Here is a 19,679-nt window from a genome sequence, read left to right as displayed (position 1 = left end):
CATGAAAAAGAATGCAAAAATTTTGAGCAAAAGCCTCCTGGGTTTGATGATCTGGGGGGGCATTAGTTGTACTACTTCGTTTGATGAAGAAATTCCCTTGGTGTTAGCTTCATCAGGAGTGGAAGTGATTCAGGGAACTTTAAAAGTTAATTCATTTGATAAGTATGAGGACCTTATCACCGGAAAGGAAAAACTCTACATTAGAGACTTTAACAGTTTTCAAAAAGGATTTGATGAATTGGAGCAATCAGTTGAAAATCTTCGAATCAGTCAAGAAGAGTATAATGAAATTACAGCTTGGGAAGGAAGTACACTCTTGGAGCTTTTGGATCAAGACGGATTTATAATCCTGGAAGAATATCTGATCTACTTGAATTTCAATAACCGTATTGCCGTGGTATCCACAGATCTAAATCTAAAGGATGAAATTCTTGCAGGAGATATTTCAAGTGAATCCATTCGCTTATTCAAGTTTGAAGATGATGTGATTGGACTATTGGAAATCAATAGCCCTTCGACGGTTGAAAAAGGTATTTACAGGGCGAGGATATTAACCACATTTGACCCTTTAGCCTACACAGTAATAAATGGTTGCGTTTGGGATAAATGTGATAATTCGACAACTTTTGGGAATTCTGCTAATACGGGCGGTGACATTATTGGTCTTGGGTTTAGTGGCGGGACATTCAGATATAGATTAGATGCTAAACATGTTTACCAAAATGCAGCAATTTCATTTAGGTTATTGTCTGAGGCTAAGCATATGCGTAAGCCAGAAGATGGATCAGTATTTTGGAAAGCACAATCAACATCACTTTATTTTTGGTATGATTTTGAATATTTGAGTAAAAAGAATGGTAGTACATTGAAAAAAAAGGCTAGCGTAAAAAATGATTATACAAATGATTTAGATACAACGTTTTATTCATCCAGTCGAGGTCTGGATAAGTTTTATTTGCGGACACAATTTTATGGCGAACCAGGAGGAAATCATGGTTATTCTCCTAACGGAACTTACTGGCAGTTTAATCTGAAACAAATTAGTAAAGGGTATTAACATGAGGGTCTTAAGATTATTTATGCTCGGGATTCTTACATTAGGTTCAACTGAAATTTCATTTGGACAGAAGAATTGGGGAATTGAAGCAAAAATTGGTACTGGAAATACCAATATAACTACTGCTGGAAACTATTCAGATTTGGAACTAAGCACCAATAACCACAGATTTATGAGTTTTGGGTTATTAAAAAAACTAAAAAACAACTTTAGTTTTGGTGTAGATGCGGATATCTACAGATTTCAGCTGGAGTATACCTTTTTACCTTTGGATCAAGACAACAAAGTTGGTACTCGCACTAAGTTCTGGTCAATTGGGCCTAAAATACAAAAAGACATATTCATAAAACCCAAATTAGGTTTAAGTTTAGCGACGGCATTTCATCTTTCTCAGACTAATCTAAATGATGAAGTGTACACTGGAATATGGCAGACAGTAAGACTTCCTGGAGGAGGTCAACCAATACCTGTCTTATTATTTGGAAATAAAGAAATCGAGAAAGTTACTTTTCACTTAAAGCCCGAAGGTGGAATATTCTATGATCTCACTGAGTCCTCCAGAATCACCTTTTCTTGTGAGTGGGGTATAGACTTACGTGAACCTGCTCTTGTGGTTAATTTGGATCGAATAGTAGTTGAAGATCAAACTTTTCAGAATAGGCATATTTTGGATGGAAATTACTTCTCAGCCCAACTAGGCTACCGCTACAGCTTCTAAAAAAATTGCTGGGAAATTTCCCCAGCAATTTTTAGTTAAGCATTTTCCAAAGTCCTTCTTACTTGATCAAGATTGACTCGGCACTCCTCGATTGACTCCCATTCCCGGCCTCTTTCCCCATGCTCGATTCCCACATAGCCATGGTAGTTGTGGGCGAGTACGATCTTCATCATCCGGGTGTAGTCCAGTCCTGTTTCACGACCCTGATCATCCCATACTTTTGGCTTCAGGCTGACTCCTTTTGCCATGGGCATGAGTTCATCCACTCCCCGATAAGAATCATAACTGAGAATCTGATCTCCATCCCGCTTCATTACAAAGTTGCCGAAATCCGGCAAGGTTCCCGCCCGGCGATGGGCTGTTTGCTTGATCAATTCAGCGAGCCATTTCCCGTTGGATGAGTAGCCTCCGTGATTTTCGATGATGACATTGATATCAAAATCATCCGCAAACTCACAGATTCTTCGGAGCGTGGAGCTGCAGACGTCGATGGCTTCCTGCTCCAGTTTGGGGTCCTGACTGAAGGGTACAGCCGTATAGGCATTGATACGAATGGAATGACAGCCTAAGAATTTGGCAGCTTCCACCCATTTTTTATGGTTTTCCACCGTTTGCTGTCTCTCCTCAGGAGTGGCAGCGCCTAATTGACCTTCCCGGTCCACCATAATCAGCACGTTGGTGACTCCTTCTCCTTCGGAGCGGGTTTTCATTTCTTGGAGATAGGCTTTATCCTGAGCTTTATCCATGAAAAACTGATTGACGTACTCCACCGCATCGATGCCGTGTCTTTTGGTCTCGATGGCAAAGTCCAGGTTGTCCATTTTCCCTCCGAAAAGGAGCGGGTTCAAAGACCATTGGGCTAAGGAAATCTTAAAAATCGGATCAGCTTTGGTTTTGGACATGGCAAATTCTGGAAGTCCCAGCCCTAGGGCAGCTGCAGCCAGGCCGGATGTTTTGAGGAAAGTTCTACGATTGGTCATGGGGGATTGGGTTAATGGTTATGATGTTCTAAGTTAATGAATTTGAGGGAGATTGCTTTGTGGTCTTGGGACAATACTACAAACTGTTCACTGAATACTGCCTACTTTTAAGACTTCTCACTTTAGCCTTTAGCTTTTCTAAACCTCCCATCCACTTCGATACTCCCTTGTCAGCAACTGATTTGCTTCTTCATCATTGGTGATCTTGACCAAGTTGGCATCGAATTCTACCTTTTTTCCAGCTCTCAAGGCAACTGCTCCTAGATTGATCGTATCGGTGATGCATTGGGCTCGGGTAAAGCTCCCCGGGGTCTGTCGCTTTTCCAGCATGGCATCTACCCATTGGTCAGTTTTGCGGTCCACCTCACGGGAATTGATTTGCTCTGAATCCCGGCCTACCATCATTTTGGATTCTGGCAATAGAACCGGATTTTCTCCACGGAATCCTCCCAGAATTTTTCCTTTTGTCCCAACAATCATCAATCCCTCTTCAGGAGTGTCTTTTCCATCGATTTCCAGTTCTTCGCAGGCAAAGGGCTTCATTCCCCCATCATACCAAAAAAGATCGAAGGCAGGAAGTGAAGCTTGGGCCGGAAAATTCCATTTTATCGTGCAGCTTGCAGGGAACGCTACATCATTTTTCACCCATTGATAGACCTGATTGACTTCCTCCCGGGTAGTCGTGCCGAAGGCCCGAGCGGAAACTGGACTTCGATCGATGCCCAAAGTTTCAAAAAGTGGGAACAAACTGTAATGCCCCATATCGGCTACCGATCCACCACCGAATTCATACCAACCACGGAAGACATTGTGTGTGTAGTTTTTATGATAAGGCATATCAGGCACCGGTCCTAGCCAAAGTTCCCAGTTCAAGCCATCTGGGATAGGCTGGGATTCTGCGGGTCTCTTGGTCCATTGCTGCCAGACAGGTCGGTAGGACCAATTGTGGATTTCTTTCAATTCCCCAATTAGTCCGGCATCCATCCAGGTTTTGATCTGTCGGTATTCGGGTCGATCCGACCAAGCTAAAAGGTGGGTCACCAATCCGGTATCTTTCGCCTGTTGGATTACTTTTCGCCCTTCAAGCAGTCGGTTGGCGATGGGCTTGTGGGTGACCACATGCATTTTCTGATCCATGGCAGCCAAGGCAATCGGCGCATGGGTATGATCGGGGGTCATGATTTTGACAGCGTCGATTCCCTTTTCCTTAGCAAAAAGCTCTCTGTAATCTTCGTAGCTGACACAACCCTTGTATTTTCCAGAAGGCTGTTTTTTTGCATAAAACTTCTCCACGTATTCCTGTCCAATGTCACGTCCACCGGGGATCCCGGGTTTGCCTTCCCACCATGAATCATCCCCGAGGGTTTTCCGAATATCGTTTCGGATTCCGTGGGCTGACCAGTCAAAGTAATCGGTGGAGAATTTATTCACGTCGCAGACGGCTACCAAACGTACTTTCGGGTTCTGCAAAAGGCTTCCCATCTCCCGTAGTCCCTGCGTTCCGCAACCGATATTCGCTACGGCAAGTTGATCCGAGGGTGGGACCTTGCCCAGTCCGGCGATCACATTGGAGGGGACAATGGTGAATGAGGCGGCAAAAGTAGCGGCGGAGGCCAGAAAATCCCGGCGGTTTAGCATGGACATGGTTGAGGTTTTTTGGTTGGGAAGGTAATTTAGGGAATTTGAGCAAAGACAGAATAGTTAGATTCAATGGGATTTGAGGAGTCTCCAAAACTCCTCGCGCATGCTATCTGCATCGATCTCGGTATAGACTTGAACTACTCGAGGAGTATTCTCCGGAGGAGTCATCACCGATGAAACCGTCGCCCATTCGGGATGAATGTAAGCCATCACCAATGCCAAATCCCACATCACCCGGGTTTTGTCTTGTGGATTATGAATGCGCCAGCGATCAGCCAAAATCTTTTCGATCTCCACGTTTTCATCCAGTCTCGCATAGGTCTCATCCCGATCAAACTTCAAGGCAAAAGAGGTGGTGGTAGTCATGATGGTAAAATCCAATTCCTCCAGATTTAGCAAGTAGTCGAAGGCATTTAAGTCACAGCGGATATTGAATTCACTTTTGTTCCAAGCCCGTGATTCAGGGGTATACCAAGAACCCAAGGAGAAAAGTCGGATTTTATCTTTGATATCGGGTGCCAAAATCAAAGCCGTGGCCACATTGGTCATGGCCCCAAGTGTCAGGACATGGAGTTTTTCTTCTCCTTTCATCTTCCGGGCTTCGGCGATAATGGCCTGGGCAGCCGGAGAATCTCTTGGGTCCTGCTGTCCCCATGCCCTTCCGATCTGCCGATCCGCACCCAAGGGATGCGGGATGTCCATTCGTCCCATGGCTGTGAGGATTTCCTCATTGAGTCGCTGACTTTCTTCGACGGGCTTGAGTGTGGCGGTTTCGTAGGCATTCCACTTTTCAAAGACCTTCAGATCGGCATTATTGAAGTGAGCCGAACTCAAGCCGATCAGATCGATTCCCGGCACTTTGACCAAATAGGCAATTGCATAGAGATCGTCCATTTCATTGCCTGTGTCGGAGTCTAGCCAGACTTTTTGCTGGGAAAAGATGGAGTTACTCAACAGAAGAAAAAGGGTAATAATAAGATATAGCTTGGTTTTCATGAATTGAGAAGGAATTTCACTCAAAATACCAATTTTTATTCCGACGAGGTACAGGCTAGCTACTTTTCCGGAAAAGCTTATCTTGAGGAGATAAATACTTCTGTCATGCAAAAGCTTTTCTTCCTCAGCCTGATTACTTCACTTCTTTTCTCCTGCCAGGAAAAAACATCAGAAGCTCCCCAAATCACCTATCCCGAGCGTCCCAATATCGTTTGGATCGTTGTGGAGGATATGTCTCCCGAACATCTGGAGAGCTATGGAGGCACAGGAGGGAAGACTCCCAACTTGAATGCTTTGGCCGCGGAATCTCTGCAATACCAAAATGCCTTTTCCACGGCTGGAGTCTGTGCTCCCAGTAGGGCAGCTTTGATTACAGGGGCCTATCAAACTTCCATTGGTGCCCATCATATGCGGACTTTGGCTCCATCGGCAGCAGCAGGGGATGCTTATCCGGAAGGATTTAAGGGGTATTCCACCGTATTGCCTGAAGGAATGTGGCCCTATCCGGTTCATCTTCGAATGGCCGGCTACTACGTGAGCAATAATGTCAAAGAAGACTATCAATTCCGCAGTCCGGTGATGATGTGGGATGAAAGCAGCCGAAATGCCCACTACCGCAATCGGCCCGATAAAAACCAGCCATTTTTCTCCATTTTCAACTTTACCACCACCCATGAATCCCAAGTTTGGGCTAGAGAAGGTCAGGACAGCTTGCTGGTGGATCCAAAGGACGTGACCGTGCCACCAGTCTATCCGGATGATTACCTGACCCGAAGAACTCTTGCTCGCTTCATCACCAACGTGATGCGGATGGATGCCCAAGTCGGAGAGGTGATTGCGCAACTGAAAGAAGATGGCTTGTACGAGAATACCATTATTTTCTTCTATTCTGATCACGGGGATGGGATGCCTTATTTCAAGCGGGAGTTATACGATCGGGGTTTGAAAGTGCCGCTTTTGGTCAAAGCACCTTGGCTGGAAGGAGGAACAAAAACAGATGAATTGGTCAGCTTTGTGGATTTTGGACCAACTCTGCTTTCTCTCGCAGGAGTACCTATTCCTGAATCCATGCAAGGGCAGGCTTTTTTAGGAAAGCAAAAAGCAGAACCTCGAAAATACATCTATGCTGGCCGGGATCGAATGGATAGCGAGTATGACCGAGTGAGGGCAGTATCAGATGGCCGCTTCAAATACATCCGAAATTACATGCCTGAGAAGGCTAATTACCAAAATATCCGCTTTCGGCTTCAAAACCCCTTGATGGGACACCTACTGGAACTGAATAAGCAAGGAGAACTCAATGAAAATCAAGCCCGCTGGTTTGCCCAAAGCAAGCCTGAGGAAGAGCTGTACGATACCCAAAGCGATCCTTGGGAGTTTACCAATCTGGCAGGCAATCCGGACTACGCTGAAAAGCTAGCCGAAATGAGGAAGGCTCATGAGGATTGGATCGCCAAGTATGGGGATATGGGGGCGATGAATGAAATGGAAATGGTCCGAAGTTGGTGGAATGGAGCGGAAAATCCACCAATCACTGCGGAAGCTGAGGTAAGTTTCTCCGAAGGGAAGGTCACCCTTACTTGCCCTACACCTTCAGCTTTGATCGGCTGGAGAAAGTCCAGTGGGGATGCTTGGAAGATTTATAATGGGCCTTTTGAGGCGACAGCAGGAGATTCCCTGTATGTGAATACGCATCGGATCGGGTATGAGGCGGTGGAGGTTTCTATAAAATTGAATAATAGGGATTGAAAAAATTAAGCAAATCTTGAACTAATGAGAAATAATTAATTCGGTTTTCTGTGAAATATATTCACATGGTTTATTTTTCATGTCCAAGCAGAGGATACAATAAGAAAAGTCCAAAATTCAAGGTTCGGACCTTAATTGTATCCTCGTAGGTTACTGATTGACTACCTCCTGGACTTGTACGGGGAAATATAGAGTAGTCAAAATCAGCCCGTTGATAACTGGCTTCCAAGCCTAATTGAAATTTTCCAATAGCCCTGGATACTTGCAGATTTCCTCCCGCTGTGAGAGAGGATGAATTGGGTCTAGGGCCGGCATGTGCCCATGTAAGAGTTTCGTTACCAACTGCCCTTACCATCTCGTAATATGGGTAGTTGATCTGTCCATAGCCTAGAAATATTCCCGTTCGATATTCCCAACTTCCTTTTTTCAAAAAATATCCCAGTCCGGGAGTGATTGATAGCATGTTGTTATTTTCATGAGAAAAGCGAAAATCCAATCCGTAAAGATCATTGACGAAATCTTCCATTTCGGTAACCGAGATCGGATTGTTTGTAACACCTGATCTCAGAAATACATAAAAGTGACTGCCGAAATGATAATTAAGAGTTCCGTGAATAGAATAGCCTACTTTTGCAAATCCATTGCTATCCTTTGAAATACTTGCAAGATTGGGTATGCTGGAATCTGGAAAATAAATCGCAGCCTCTTCCATATTATTTCCTCCGAATACACCCACTGGAAAGGAAGGACCTGCACTTACAGATAATGAAAATCTTTGAGGTGGATTTTCCTGGGAAAAGGAAGATTGAAGCATAAAGCCAAAGAATAAAACCAGAAGAAAAAGATTTTTCATTTAAAGAATATTTAGGGAAAAATATAAAAAAAATGTCAAACACATTAATTGACATTTGAAAAGTAAAAATACTTTAAGTAAGCTACGCCCAAGAAGATTGAATCACGTAATACGATGGCAGAGAAGCGCTCATGAAATGGAAATGGTCCGAAGTTGGTGGAATGGAGTGGAAAATCCACCAATCACTGCGGAAGCTGAGGTAAGTTTCTCCGATGGGAAAGTCACTCTTTCATGTCCTACACCCTCAGCCCTGATTGGCTGGAGAAAGTCCAGTGGGGAGGCATGGAAGGTTTACACCGGGCCTTTTGAGGCCACTACAGGAGATTCCCTGTATGTGAATACCCATCGGATTGGGTATGAGCCAAGTCAAATAGCAAGGATGATGGAATAGAATTAAAGAAAGTCTGAATATTTTATTTTGAATAGCTGGTAATCAGTAGTTTGGAGATATTTGAACCATGAATTAATCAGATTTTTTTATCCGATATTTAGGAAAGAATCATTTTTAAAAAAATCTCGCCTATGTTCACTTTGACCCCAACCATCACATTAAACCCATCAAATAAGGCTTGGAGGTTTTCTAAATCAGAGAATGGGTCATTACAAATGGATTTCATAAAAGAGAAGTGGAGCTTGAAAGTAGTGGGCTACATTTCCCCGAACTATGATCTAGGTCGATTTCAATCCAATCCTTCCCTGTTTCTCAAAGAAAAAGGAAAGGGCTCAAATCTTAATTTGGTGGGTAAAGTCTGGAAATGCTCCGGTGTACCTCTTTCCTATTGTGCTGAACTAGGCAAGTCTGAGGTACCCATGACAATTCCCGCAGGGAATCTCCGATTTTACGTTGGGTTAGTGATCCATCCCTATTCTGAAGGCAATATTTATTTGACTGGGACGCTCCAGTATTCCAATGAAGGCATCGGAAAGGAAAAATCTTATTTTGGTGATTTTTTGGCCCTTTTAAAGCAGTTTTATTTTTCAGCACCAGTTGTAGTTCCTCAAATCTCCATACCCAGACCTACCCGATATAATTTTGGAAATTCCAAGTTGGAGCGGGTGGAGTCTTATGATTCGGGCTTTTATTCTGGAGGTGGGTCCTACAGTATCGAAGAATCCATTTATTTGTATGGTGACTCTTCGTGTTTTTACCGGTATTTGAAGGTGGTTTCTATCCCGGCCTTAAGTGGAGGAATGGATCAAAGAGAGAGCAGAGGTACTTGGGCTCACCAAGGCAATTCATTGGATTTGACTTTATGGGATATTCCAAACAAACGGTTTATCCTAGAGCGGTTAAATCAAAGTCAGCTCTCACTCAATGGAGAAGCATTTTGGTGGAGTAAGATTTAGGAAAAAGGTGTCTATTATTCCTGAAGGCAAGGAATCTCCCTCACCGAACCAAAAGGCGGGCGAATCCGATATTCCTCGATTTGCTTTTGCCAGTCAATATCTTTCATCTGATAGTCCGGCGTGTAGCGTACCTGATCCCAAAAGGTGGATTTTGGGTTCTCAAATCGGGGATCATTCGTCTCTTCCATCCAAGCTATAAGTTGCTGGCGGAGCGCAGTTTTTACTTCGGCAAAAGCCGGGTCAGCAGCCAGGTTATGCAGCTGATAGGGATCCTTTTTCACATCGTAGAGTTCTTCTTCAGGCCGCAGGTCAAAGCTGAGATGGAACAGATCCGGTTGTCCAGCTTCGGCTTTTCCCCCCATCGCCATAATCAAGAACTTGGTGATGGAGTGATCCACATCTCCATATTGGCCAACCGACTGATGCACTGAGGGGTCTCCGGCAGGATTGCGTTCTGGCATGGGATTCCAGATGTAGAGATACTCCTGATTTCTGACTGCCCGCATGGGATAGCTCAGATCACCTTTCCGTACATTCGCATGGCGCTCTCGTTCGAGGAAAACTTGGTTTCGATCCTGCTTTTCTCCTGCCAAAAGCGGCCAAAGGGATTCCCCGGACATGGAATTTTGCGATAGCCCCGCCGCCTCCACAAAGCTTGGCGCAAAGTCCACGAAATTCACAAAATCATGAATTACTGTTCCGGCCTTGACTTTTTTAGGCCAACGGATTGCTAATGGCATTCGCGTGCCGTAATCGTAGAGATTGGCTTTGGCCCTTGGGAAAGGCATCCCATTATCACTCGTCATCACGATTATGGTATTGTCAAGTTCGCCCATTTCCTCCAGCATGGCGATGAGTTGCCCACATTCCCGGTCAAAACGCTCAATCTCGAAGTAGTAATCAAGAATATCGTTTCTGACACAATCATTATCAGGGAAAAAGCCAGGCACAACCACGTTTTCCAATTTCATTCCAGCCTGAATCCCGGTATTGGGCACATACTCCCGGTGTGGATCCGAGCTACCAAACCAGAAAGTAAATGGGGTTCTGGGCTCTCTTTCCTTTAAAAAAGTGGCAAAATCTGCAAAGCCTTTCCCGGCAGGATTGTGCTCAAAACCTGTCACTTTAAACTCTCCCGGTCCCCAGCCTTTGCGGGTAGCGCCGATGAAGTAGCCGGCTTTCTCCAAAATCTGCACATAGGTAGGATGCGCATTGGGGAATTCCGACCAGAGGTTTCCCCCGTCTCCATTTTGATGAGGATAGCGGCCCAGAAGAATAGAAGCCCGGGAAGGGGAACAGGAAGGCGAGGCCGTGTAGGCATTTGTAAAAAGTGCTCCCTCAGCAGCCAATCGGTCAAAAGTAGGGGTTCTGACCACTTTGTCTCCATAAACTCCGGCATGGGGAAAGGACCAGTCATCGGCAATCAGGAAGAGGATGTTGGGTTGTTTGCTTTGGGCTTTTGTCGCAAATAAGGAGCAGAAAAAAAGAGATGATGCAAGTAGTAGGCTTTTCATAGGCTAGGCATTTTCCTGAATTTAGTTTGCTATCGGGTTGATTCCAAAGGTATCTCTTGATTGCATGTGGAGAAAAAAATTAAACTCGATGCAACCATTGGGCTAAATAGTGCATCTACTACTTAAGTTAACTTTTACTTTTGATCAAACCGTACTGTTTTCAAAAAAATCATAATCGTCTTGGTTTTGCTTTTGGGTTTCCAATCCCTCAAAGCCCAAGAAAAAGAAGGCTATTGGGGCTTGGCAATTGGTTTACGATACCAAATCGTCCAAGACCAACTCATCACCCGAAGTCGCTACAGTGGAGCACCCATTTACTTCATGCTAAACCACGAGCGGCAAAAACCCAAGAAAATCAGCAACTTCCAGTTTGAAGGAAGTATTGGCTCATTGAAAACCAAGGAGTTTGAATTAGGGAAAAATTTGAGTCGATATCAGCAACCTCAGATTAGCTCTTATTGGAATGAAATCACCTATTCCAGTCTTTTTCTTTGGCGTGCCAAGGAAAAAGGAGAGTGGTGGTTTGGGCCATCACTCTCTCATCTGATCCATGTGCGCTACTCTCCCCGCTGGGACAATAGCGCAATAAACTATGATTTCAGCGGGAATCTTCAGGCTGAGGTTCGTTACCGCCGGAGTTTTGAGCTTTTTGGGAAAGCAATGAAAGGAAATATCGGACTTAAGCTTCCGATTATTGGGTATATCGCAAGGCCCATTTACGCCGGTGTCCCGGACTTTTTGGATCAGGAGAGGAGTTTCGAAAGTCAACTTTTTGAAAATACCAGCGTGAGTTGGCTGGGAAATTTTCCCAGAATTCAATTTGATAATTTTGTCGAGTTTCCCATCGCCGGGGGAAATAAAATCCAGGTGATTTACAATTGGGAGTACTATTCCTTTCAGGATCCCAATCCGGTGCAGACCGCCGCTCATACTTTTGGTATCAACTTTCTAATGCGCACCAAATGAAAAAGCTAACTGGAATTTTGACGCTATCCATTCTCCTCCTTTGCGGGTCTTGTGAGCAGCTGCTGTTGGATCCCCAACCAGACAATACGAATGCGGAGAATTTTGATGTGCTCTGGGAAGTGATGAATGAGCGGTATTCGCTTTTTGAGTTTAAAAATATCGACTGGGACAGCATCCGGACGGTGTATCGACCGCTGGCACTGCAAGCTCAAAATGACACCGAGCTCTACGACGTATTTGCTGCCATGCTCAACACGCTTCGAGACGGCCATGTCAATCTGCGAACGCCCTTTGACATCAGTCGATACCTCCCCTATCTAGGCGAACCGGCCAATTATAGTTTTGATGTGCTGGAGCAGAACTATCTGGAAGACTACCGAATCACCGGCTATCTGTTGAATCAGGAAATCGATGGAGTAGGCTACATCCATTACCGGAGCTTTGCAACGCCTATTTTGGATTCGGAACTGGATTTTGTCGTGGATCGCTTTAAAGGCCTACCGGGGGTGATTATCGACATCCGAAACAACGAAGGCGGGGATCCGGCAAACGGGCTGAAAATCATCTCCCGGATCATTTCAGAGCGGACCAAGTTGTACTCCTATCAGTTGAAAACCGGTCCCGGACCGGATGATTTTTCGGAGGAAAAGGAAGTTTTTTTAGATCCTGACACAGAAAATCCCAAATTTTCTGGACGAATCGTGGTGCTGACCAATCGGACGGTTTACAGCGCGGGAAGTTATTTTGCCGCCTACACCAAAGCCTTGCCTGAGGTGGTGCTGATGGGAGATGATACCGGGGGTGGCTGCGGCGTGCCGGCAGGCTACGATCTCCCGAATGGTTGGTATTTCAATTACAGCAGTACGATTGGCTACACGGTAGACGGGCTTAACTTCGAAGGAGGAGTCCCTGTTGACATCCGCGTAGAAATGACTCCTGAGGACATTGCGGCAGAGCGAGATCCGATCTTGGAGCGGGCGATTGAGTATGTGAAGACGGGGCAATAGGTAGCTTTAATTGAATCTTCCAAAATGCCATAAAATTCCAGCTGGATCATGGAGAAAAAATTCATCTCCCCACTCATTTTCATGGATTTTGGAAAGTTTTACTCCTGCATATTTATTTGGGAGATTAAGGTTTTCGATTTCTTTCAGGGTTGCTTCCAAATCTTTTACCTCCAAAAAAACCATAGAATTTTCCACCCAATCCTTGAGGAAGTAGTCCTGAAGATAGAACCCGAGTTGGTTTGCATAGAAATAGGACATCTTTTCGGAAAGAATGATCTCCTTGAATCCCAATTCAACATAAAATTTTCTAGAAAGCTCAAAATCTTTTGAGCCGATAAAAGTTCTGATGGATTTACCTTCAAGTTTCATGGTTTGGAATTTCTATGAATTTAATTTGCCATCAGATGGATTCCAAAGGTTTCACAAAATGGGGAGACGTGATTTTTTTCGTTCCTACTTATGATTGCAATCCTGACCTAACCTTAGAATTCAATCATTTTAAGATGAAATCAGCATCTGACCTCAGCATTAAGCTCAAAAAATAGCATTGACATTAAAATTTCAAAAAGTTAAGGTCTGTCCGGGTTTAGGGTTTGGTGTTTAAGTCAAGTTTATCAATAGAAGAGCTCTTTGAAATTTAAAATACCGAAGTTAGAAAAGTAGATACAATCATTGATCTTTTCGTCACTAGAGATAATGCCAGTCAAGAGCAGGTAAAGACTAAAAAACGGTGCATTATCAAAAACTTTTGCCAAAGCTTATCCCCCCAAAAATAGGCATAAATGTCCATTCTTCCCTATTTCCAATAGGTGAACTAAAAAAAGGGGTATAGCCAACCCTAAAAAAGAATCCACCTTCGGGTTTTTGGTATCTATAGCCGAATCTTAGGGGTATAGCAGTGCCAAATACAACTTTATCCTTAAATTCTAGTGTTTCAGAATCAAGAAAAGAACCTGCATCTAAATAGGGTAAAACTCCAAACCCTATTTCCAAATGATGTTTTGATTTTCCATAGAAGGCCGTCAGTTCTAAAGGAATTGCAGGTAGCCAAAAAGTCCTTGAATTTGATGTTTCTCTAATCAGCATTGAAAATCCAGCACTGGCATTCAATTTAAGTTTTCCTTTTTGGTGAAAAATGGTGCTATAGTTAAACGCATAAACCCCAGAGGTACCTCCTAGTTCCAAGTAAACGGCTTTTTTGGCAGTAAAAGGCTCTGCTGTGGATTGGGCCAGTCCATCAAAGGATAGCCAGAGGGTAAAACCCAAAAGCAAAAAGAACGAATGTTTATGTTGAGGCTTCATGTTTTATCAATTTTGTTTGAGGTGTGAAACTTGTAATAGATGTCTTGATCAATTTTCAATAATAATTTGCTCTCTGAACACATGGTCACCTGCATAAATATGTAGGAAGTAATTTCCAGGTTGTAAATCTCTTGTATCTAACTGTATCTTATTATCCTTGGACTCGCCACTGATTACCAGTTTTTCACTTCGGTCGAAAACATGCACTTTAAAGGCTAAGACGCTTGGTTTGTTTATTTGAAGCTGGGATTGCCCCTGTAGCGGCACCTCTGACTTGATTTCATAACCGCCATACTCTACAAATAATTCTCCATGTGAAGGATTGGGATAAATGTTAAAATCTCCCGAAGAATACATGTAGCCGCAAGGTATGACGGTAATGCCTGTCAAATGAGTGGCACCACATCCATTGTTAACAGATACTCGGACGGGACCAAAGGTATTATTTGTGGAGGGAAGGAAGAATGTTATGGTATTGTTCGAAGTACTCTGAACTGTCCATCCAGATGGGTAAGTCCAGTTATATGAGTATCCATTTTGGTGTCCGGTAGGAACATTGGCGGTGTAGGTATATGAATTGCCGTTACAAACCATTCCTGGGCCAGCTACTGAGACCTGTGTTTGATTGAATGGCCCTATCTGAACCGAAAAATTTCTTTTTTGACTATACCAGAAATTACCTGGGCCTGGTTTTTCGATCATGCCTTGAACAGAAATAATGTAACTTCCCGAAGGAGTTCCAGCAGGATCGACTATATTAACCGTTTCATTGTCCTCAACTATATTACCACCACCATTAATAGACCAGCCAGATGGTGCTTCCCATCGGTAGGGATAGTGGTAATAACAGTTTCCTCCTAAAGAAGGCGGAGGGAAAATGCTGGCTAAAGTGGGACTAGTCGTATAGGAGTATGTTTGGCCTGAAGTGCACATCGCGGGGCCTGAGATTGGGCTAGGAATTGGGACTCGTGAAGTTGTCGAAACAGTTTTTTCTCCTCCTCCAAATGGAGCACAAAAATTAGCCACAACCTTGATTTGATAAAGCCCAATATCAGGAAAAGTATATGTGAAATTTACACCAGATCCCTGACCTACGAGTGTGCTGCCATTAAGTACTTCCCTGTGTATGCTGCAAGTATAAACTTCAATCCCAAACGTCTCTTCGAATGTCCTCGCAGTGTACGTCACGGATTTATTTGGGCAAACAAAAGTGGATGATCCCTCGATAACTACATTTACCGCCTGCGCCGTTTGAGAAAAAAAGCCTGCGCATAGAAAAAGGAAGACAAAAAGGGTTTTTGATCGATTCCAGTAGGTGACCAGAAATGATACTTTTCGCGTTAGGAAATTATGTGTTTGTGTGTGTGGGGAGAGGGGTAATTGCATTCATAGTAGAATGGGACTTTTATCGGATAAGACCAAAAGGAATTTAAAGCATATTTCAACAAAAACCAATTCTTTAGTAAAAAAAACTAATTTTATTTTTTGTTTTTTATCCCCTTTGGATAAACCTCTCCAAACTGAAAGTCAAGGCAATAAAAGGCATAATTGAAGAAAGGTCTAAATGAAAATTGGATTTGATGTGTACTAACTAGCTGTTCAGGATTCACACTTCTGAACGGGGATCATTGGATTTTAAATCCGAATAAGTTAATTCTAATTCCTAATGATTGAACTACAGGCATTGAATTTAAAATTCGATATGAGGGAGCAGTCCATTATTTGACTTTTACAGAAAATCAAAGGAAAGGACATATCAAATTGATAGAATTTGGGTGAGCGAGAAAGAAATTTTCACTAAAGATTAAGATCTTCTGATCCATCTTTGAGAAAGTTATAATTCTGAGATTAAAATCTCTGGATTGAGCCTCGAGATTACATCCACGATAACTATTGGGACTTGAAGAACTGATTCTTGAATTTAAGATTTCCGCTGATGAAAAAGTGGATATCCAGGATCTTCCAAAGGGAGATTACCTTGTCAGAGTAAAAATAGGTGAGGATGTGGTTTTGGAATCTAGATTAATAAAAAATGAATAAAATTTCTTTGCTTCTGGGACTTTGTTGTTTTATGAGTATTTCCTGTTTTTCTCAACAGAAATTTCTAAATAAGCTTGAACTGGGAATTCAACTAGGCGCAAGCATTCCAATTGGATCATTTTCCAAATCAGTCGTGGAGCCCTCTTTAGATCAAAACTTCAATCCTGAAAATCAATATCGGGAGTTTAGAGGATTTGTGAAGCAAGAAGGAGGACAGGCACAACTCGGAAGTAATTTAGGAGTCACTTTGGCATACGCCCTTTCTCCTTCCTTTTATTTTTCTTTAAACTATTCAAGATTTACCAACCCAATAGATGTCAGTCCCCAGGAAGACTATTTTGCAGCTAATTTGCAGAACAGGACAGACTTCTTTGGGAATGAGTATCAAATTTTCGGTTCACTCGAATCAGATCATTATCAAGCTAATGGCTGGTATTCCGGATTTGGCTATCGCAAGGCCATAGGCACTTGGGCCTTCTTTGGAGAGGGATATTTAGGAGTAAATCAATTAAGATTCCCATTTTATACCTGGACTTTTGATTCTCCTGGACCAACTACAATCTTGCGCCCAGCTCCTATTGCAGAACGTCCCGTCCCAGATAAGTTACCCGCAATTCTCTACGGAATGGGTCTTGGACTAGAAAAATCTCTATCGGATAGAATCGGCGTGAGCCTTAAATTTAAATACTTAGCATCAAACCACAGTCATGAGTACTGGACCGTACCCCTCGTGGGGTCGCGAGTTTATGAAATTGATGATCAGATCAATTTTAGAGTTATTACCACATCAGTGGGAGTGGCCTTTAAGTTAGCAGAATGAAAAAATTATTCTTTTCAATACTCCTTGTTTTCATCAACCATATTGGTTCCTTCGGTCAAGAAAAGTTTTTCGAAAAAATCGAATTTGGTTTTTCCGGTGGATGGGCTGTACCGGTTGGTCATTTTAAGGAAATTTCTGTCGCTCCATCTTTAGAACCTGTCCCACCGGACTCTAGTCCGGAGAGATTTCAGGGATTTCTCAAAAATGAAGGAGGCCAAGCACAACTGGGCTACAGTCTGGGACTAAATCTAACTTATCATCTCACTTCTTCGGTTTTTATAAGCCTAAATTATCTTAATACCCAAAATTCCATAGATACCCATCCCCAACAGACTTTTTACGATGCCAATTTTAAATCTGAAATTGATCTAAACGGATTACCATTTGAAGTTCCGGGAAGATTGGAAAGCGACCCTTATCGCGCTAATCTTTTTTATTTGGGAATAGGGTATCGTTTGCCTATTCATCGCCTGGAGGTTCGATTTACTGGCTTGGCAGGGATAAATAACATGGAGTTTCCTTTTTATTCCTGGACCTATCAGATTTCAGAGACCACAGCCATTCCACTCAGGCCATTTCCTGTAGATGGACCAGTGCCGACTAGCTTACGGGAATTTGCTTATGGACTCGAAACCAAAGTAGCCTACTCGCTGTCTAAAAAGCTCAATATAAACCTTTCAGCCACCTATCTTCGTTCTGACCATCCTTATGACTATTGGACCAGTTTGCTGGCAGCATCTATTGGATATAAAATTCAGGATGAAATTCGATACAGAAATCTTGCGGTTCAATTTGGGATTTCTTATCGGTTTGGGGGTTAGTGAAAAGTGAAGAATCAGCGGAGGGGATTATTACCTGAATCTGGAGTTGTATCGGATATTGGGAAACTAAAGAATGATCGACTCCTCCAATCTTCTTTTTCCTCCAACCAACACATTCAAGTCAATCTTCTCCCCGATTCCGGGTTAACTTCCCTTTTCGGAAAACTGCCAGATAATTCAGTTTTCATGTTATGGTTGTATCTAGCCACCCAGATGGGGACGAGAAAGGTTTAAAAAAATCATCAAAAAATTAAGCTTGATCAATTGAAAAATGCTTTTTTAAAATAAATCGTTGAAATATTTGCATAATAATAATAATAATATGTTTGACTCAACTGACTGGTCAGTCAGTCGCTGAAGTTTTCAGCTTGTTTTACATAAATTAATTTTATAATGAAAAAAATGTTTTTTGGGTTGATGGGATTGTTTTTTCTTTCCGCAACCTTAACTCCAACTTCAAACGCCTGGGCTGGTAATCCCTACAAAATTGTTTGGCAACACTGCGGAACAGGAGCTGAAGTTGAAATGGTTATCCGATGTCGTTTGGTCGGAGGTGATGAATGCTTTGCCAATTGGCAGGGACATTGTGATGAGCCAGGTGCAGGGCTAGATTAATTTTAAAGCAAGTACCTTGATAGTAAACCTTTCAAGGTACTTTTTCAACTAAGAATTATGCTGCGAAAGTCTTTATCTATCTTTTTACTGTCTTTCATTTCTTGTAAACAAGATATTAATCAATTTTCATTTGAACCAATTAGTGTTCAAAAACCACTGTGCGTATCTGAAATAGGTGAAAGTTTAGAAATCCTTGAGATCCAGACCAAATATCCCATTTCGGGTACTCCAACTATTTTGAAATCCGATCGGTATTATTATTTGTTTGAAGAGGGAATAGTCACTTCATTACATCAAGTCAGTTTGGATGGAAAAGTCCGGAAAAGTATTGATTTTGGGTATGACGATAAGCTGAATGCAGATGCGATTACTCAAGTTGTATTAAAGGAAAATAGGGTAGGAATCGTTTCCAGAGGGAATTTGGTTGTCTGGTTTGACGAGAATTTGGAAGAAATGGAGTCGGAAAAGCTTCCTTTTATGGCCAATTTTCATTTTATAATGGATGAAAATCGAATGATCTCATTTACTAATCGAATTGACGATCAGGAGGATTTTGACATTTTAATCCAACAAAATGGAGAAGTAAAAAAAGAACTTCCAATTCGAAAGGATGAATACAATTTTGTTTATAAATCCTATTCACCTTTTTCTGAATGGAATGGTAAGGTTCTGTTTTCCCAAGCCTTCAATGATACGGTTTATGTTTGGGATCAGGAGGGGTTTCTGCCACTGTTTCATGTGAATTTTGGGGTAAATGCCGTTTCAGATCGACTCACCCAAATCCAGCATCCTTTAGATATGTTGGCATTTTTTAATGAGAAAAAATACCATTACTTACCCGGAGAAGTTTATGGTATGGACCATGATCGAGTTCTTTTTCAAATCAATGAAAAGGGAAACAGAAAAATCGGTTTGATGAATATAGAGTCTAAAGAGTTGACTGTTTATCCGGGAATAGTTGATAATTCCATCTCAAACATGATTCTATATTTCCCTCAATTTTCGAAAGGAGGAGAACTGTTTTTCGGAATTTCCGGTGAACAAATTCTTGAGAATTATGACAGAATTCCAGATTCTTTCAAACATCGACTTTCCCCGGAATACGCAGAATCCTTTTTTATTTATCGTCTTAAAATCAAATCCGAATAATCCCTATCTGTATAGACCAATTATTTGGATTTTATTATCCCGAGGTCAAATCCCTATATTTCTAATCTGATCTTGTCTAAGTTTTAGGATTGGAAATCCTTTGA

20 protein-coding genes are annotated in these 19,679 nt (G+C 42.5%); 12 read left to right on the top strand and 8 right to left on the bottom strand.

The features are described 5' to 3' along the window. Position 1: 1 nt before the first annotated feature. Together AAA942_RS14840 and AAA942_RS14835 are read left to right on the top strand one after the other, a co-directional pair. The gene (locus AAA942_RS14840) at positions 2 to 1,057 is read left to right on the top strand and encodes a hypothetical protein (RefSeq protein ID WP_338221069.1); all 1,056 of its coding nucleotides are present in this window, start codon (positions 2 to 4) and stop codon (positions 1,055 to 1,057) included. Positions 1,058 to 1,079: 22 nt separating this feature from the next. Then, positions 1,080 to 1,775 carry a hypothetical protein gene (locus AAA942_RS14835; RefSeq protein ID WP_338221068.1) on the top strand — a complete coding sequence of 232 codons (696 nt, stop codon included), beginning with the start codon at positions 1,080 to 1,082 and terminating at the stop codon, positions 1,773 to 1,775. 35 nt (positions 1,776 to 1,810) lie between these two features. On the opposite strand, the gene AAA942_RS14830 is transcribed toward AAA942_RS14835, so the two are convergent. The 3 genes from AAA942_RS14830 to AAA942_RS14820 all read right to left on the bottom strand — a co-directional run bounded on the left by AAA942_RS14830 (position 1,811) and on the right by AAA942_RS14820 (position 5,392). Further along, positions 1,811 to 2,755 carry a sugar phosphate isomerase/epimerase family protein gene (locus AAA942_RS14830; protein ID WP_338221067.1) on the bottom strand — a complete coding sequence of 315 codons (945 nt, stop codon included), beginning with the start codon at positions 2,753 to 2,755 and terminating at the stop codon, positions 1,811 to 1,813. A gap of 138 nt (positions 2,756 to 2,893) precedes the next feature. Further along, complete coding sequence (locus tag AAA942_RS14825) at positions 2,894 to 4,399, bottom strand: Gfo/Idh/MocA family protein (protein WP_338221066.1); 1,506 nt, start codon at positions 4,397 to 4,399, stop codon at positions 2,894 to 2,896. Positions 4,400 to 4,462: 63 nt separating this feature from the next. Further along, positions 4,463 to 5,392, bottom strand: coding sequence for a nucleoside hydrolase (locus AAA942_RS14820; protein ID WP_338221065.1), 930 nt, complete (start codon positions 5,390 to 5,392; stop codon positions 4,463 to 4,465). 105 nt (positions 5,393 to 5,497) lie between these two features. Between AAA942_RS14820 and AAA942_RS14815 the strand changes: the two genes are divergently transcribed. After that, a complete protein-coding gene (locus AAA942_RS14815; protein WP_338221064.1) occupies positions 5,498 to 7,141 on the top strand; it encodes a sulfatase family protein in 1,644 nt (547 codons plus the stop codon). Between the two features lie 70 nt (positions 7,142 to 7,211). Here AAA942_RS14815 and AAA942_RS14810 read toward each other — a convergent pair whose 3' ends face one another. Then, on the bottom strand, positions 7,212 to 7,994 hold the full coding sequence (locus AAA942_RS14810) for a hypothetical protein (RefSeq protein WP_338221063.1): 783 nt from the start codon (positions 7,992 to 7,994) through the stop codon (positions 7,212 to 7,214). Between the two features lie 97 nt (positions 7,995 to 8,091). On the opposite strand from AAA942_RS14810, the gene AAA942_RS14805 reads away from it, so the two are divergent. Together AAA942_RS14805 and AAA942_RS14800 are read left to right on the top strand one after the other, a co-directional pair. Further along, positions 8,092 to 8,385, top strand: coding sequence for a hypothetical protein (locus AAA942_RS14805; protein WP_338221062.1), 294 nt, complete (start codon positions 8,092 to 8,094; stop codon positions 8,383 to 8,385). Positions 8,386 to 8,600: 215 nt separating this feature from the next. Next, the gene (locus AAA942_RS14800) at positions 8,601 to 9,341 is read left to right on the top strand and encodes a hypothetical protein (RefSeq protein ID WP_338221061.1); all 741 of its coding nucleotides are present in this window, start codon (positions 8,601 to 8,603) and stop codon (positions 9,339 to 9,341) included. 14 nt (positions 9,342 to 9,355) lie between these two features. On the opposite strand, the gene AAA942_RS14795 is transcribed toward AAA942_RS14800, so the two are convergent. Then, on the bottom strand, positions 9,356 to 10,855 hold the full coding sequence (locus AAA942_RS14795) for a sulfatase family protein (protein ID WP_338221060.1): 1,500 nt from the start codon (positions 10,853 to 10,855) through the stop codon (positions 9,356 to 9,358). Positions 10,856 to 11,035: 180 nt separating this feature from the next. Here AAA942_RS14795 and AAA942_RS14790 point away from each other — a divergent pair, with 180 nt between their 5' ends. Together AAA942_RS14790 and AAA942_RS14785 are read left to right on the top strand one after the other, a co-directional pair. After that, complete coding sequence (locus tag AAA942_RS14790) at positions 11,036 to 11,821, top strand: hypothetical protein (protein WP_338221059.1); 786 nt, start codon at positions 11,036 to 11,038, stop codon at positions 11,819 to 11,821. Next, a complete protein-coding gene (locus AAA942_RS14785) occupies positions 11,818 to 12,828 on the top strand; it encodes a S41 family peptidase (protein ID WP_338221058.1) in 1,011 nt (336 codons plus the stop codon). The genes AAA942_RS14790 and AAA942_RS14785 overlap by 4 nt, the downstream gene beginning before the upstream one ends. A gap of 6 nt (positions 12,829 to 12,834) precedes the next feature. On the opposite strand, the gene AAA942_RS14780 is transcribed toward AAA942_RS14785, so the two are convergent. The 3 genes from AAA942_RS14780 to AAA942_RS14770 all read right to left on the bottom strand — a co-directional run bounded on the left by AAA942_RS14780 (position 12,835) and on the right by AAA942_RS14770 (position 15,516). After that, entirely contained in the window at positions 12,835 to 13,197 is a 363-nt protein-coding gene (locus AAA942_RS14780) for a glyoxalase (RefSeq protein WP_338221057.1), read from the bottom strand. 369 nt (positions 13,198 to 13,566) lie between these two features. Then, on the bottom strand, positions 13,567 to 14,100 hold the full coding sequence (locus AAA942_RS14775; protein ID WP_338221056.1) for a hypothetical protein: 534 nt from the start codon (positions 14,098 to 14,100) through the stop codon (positions 13,567 to 13,569). Positions 14,101 to 14,178: 78 nt separating this feature from the next. Beyond that, entirely contained in the window at positions 14,179 to 15,516 is a 1,338-nt protein-coding gene (locus AAA942_RS14770; RefSeq protein ID WP_338221055.1) for a T9SS type A sorting domain-containing protein, read from the bottom strand. A gap of 507 nt (positions 15,517 to 16,023) precedes the next feature. Here AAA942_RS14770 and AAA942_RS14765 point away from each other — a divergent pair. From AAA942_RS14765 to AAA942_RS14745, 5 genes are all read left to right on the top strand, one after another. After that, entirely contained in the window at positions 16,024 to 16,170 is a 147-nt protein-coding gene (locus tag AAA942_RS14765) for a T9SS type A sorting domain-containing protein (RefSeq protein WP_338221054.1), read from the top strand. A 133-nt stretch (positions 16,171 to 16,303) separates the two neighbouring features. Continuing rightward, positions 16,304 to 16,990 (top strand): hypothetical protein, encoded by a 687-nt coding sequence (locus AAA942_RS14760; protein WP_338221053.1) that lies wholly within the window; start codon positions 16,304 to 16,306, stop codon positions 16,988 to 16,990. Further along, complete coding sequence (locus AAA942_RS14755; RefSeq protein ID WP_338221052.1) at positions 16,987 to 17,811, top strand: outer membrane beta-barrel protein; 825 nt, start codon at positions 16,987 to 16,989, stop codon at positions 17,809 to 17,811. The genes AAA942_RS14760 and AAA942_RS14755 overlap by 4 nt, the downstream gene beginning before the upstream one ends. A gap of 393 nt (positions 17,812 to 18,204) precedes the next feature. Continuing rightward, complete coding sequence (locus AAA942_RS14750) at positions 18,205 to 18,426, top strand: hypothetical protein (protein ID WP_338221051.1); 222 nt, start codon at positions 18,205 to 18,207, stop codon at positions 18,424 to 18,426. 237 nt (positions 18,427 to 18,663) lie between these two features. After that, positions 18,664 to 19,575 (top strand): 6-bladed beta-propeller, encoded by a 912-nt coding sequence (locus tag AAA942_RS14745; protein WP_338221050.1) that lies wholly within the window; start codon positions 18,664 to 18,666, stop codon positions 19,573 to 19,575. Positions 19,576 to 19,679: the final 104 nt, after the last annotated feature.

The sequence above is a fragment of the Algoriphagus sp. oki45 genome (assembly GCF_036245605.1).
GTDB lineage: Bacteria > Bacteroidota > Bacteroidia > Cytophagales > Cyclobacteriaceae > Algoriphagus.
This window is presented reverse-complemented; position numbering and strand designations above follow the sequence as displayed.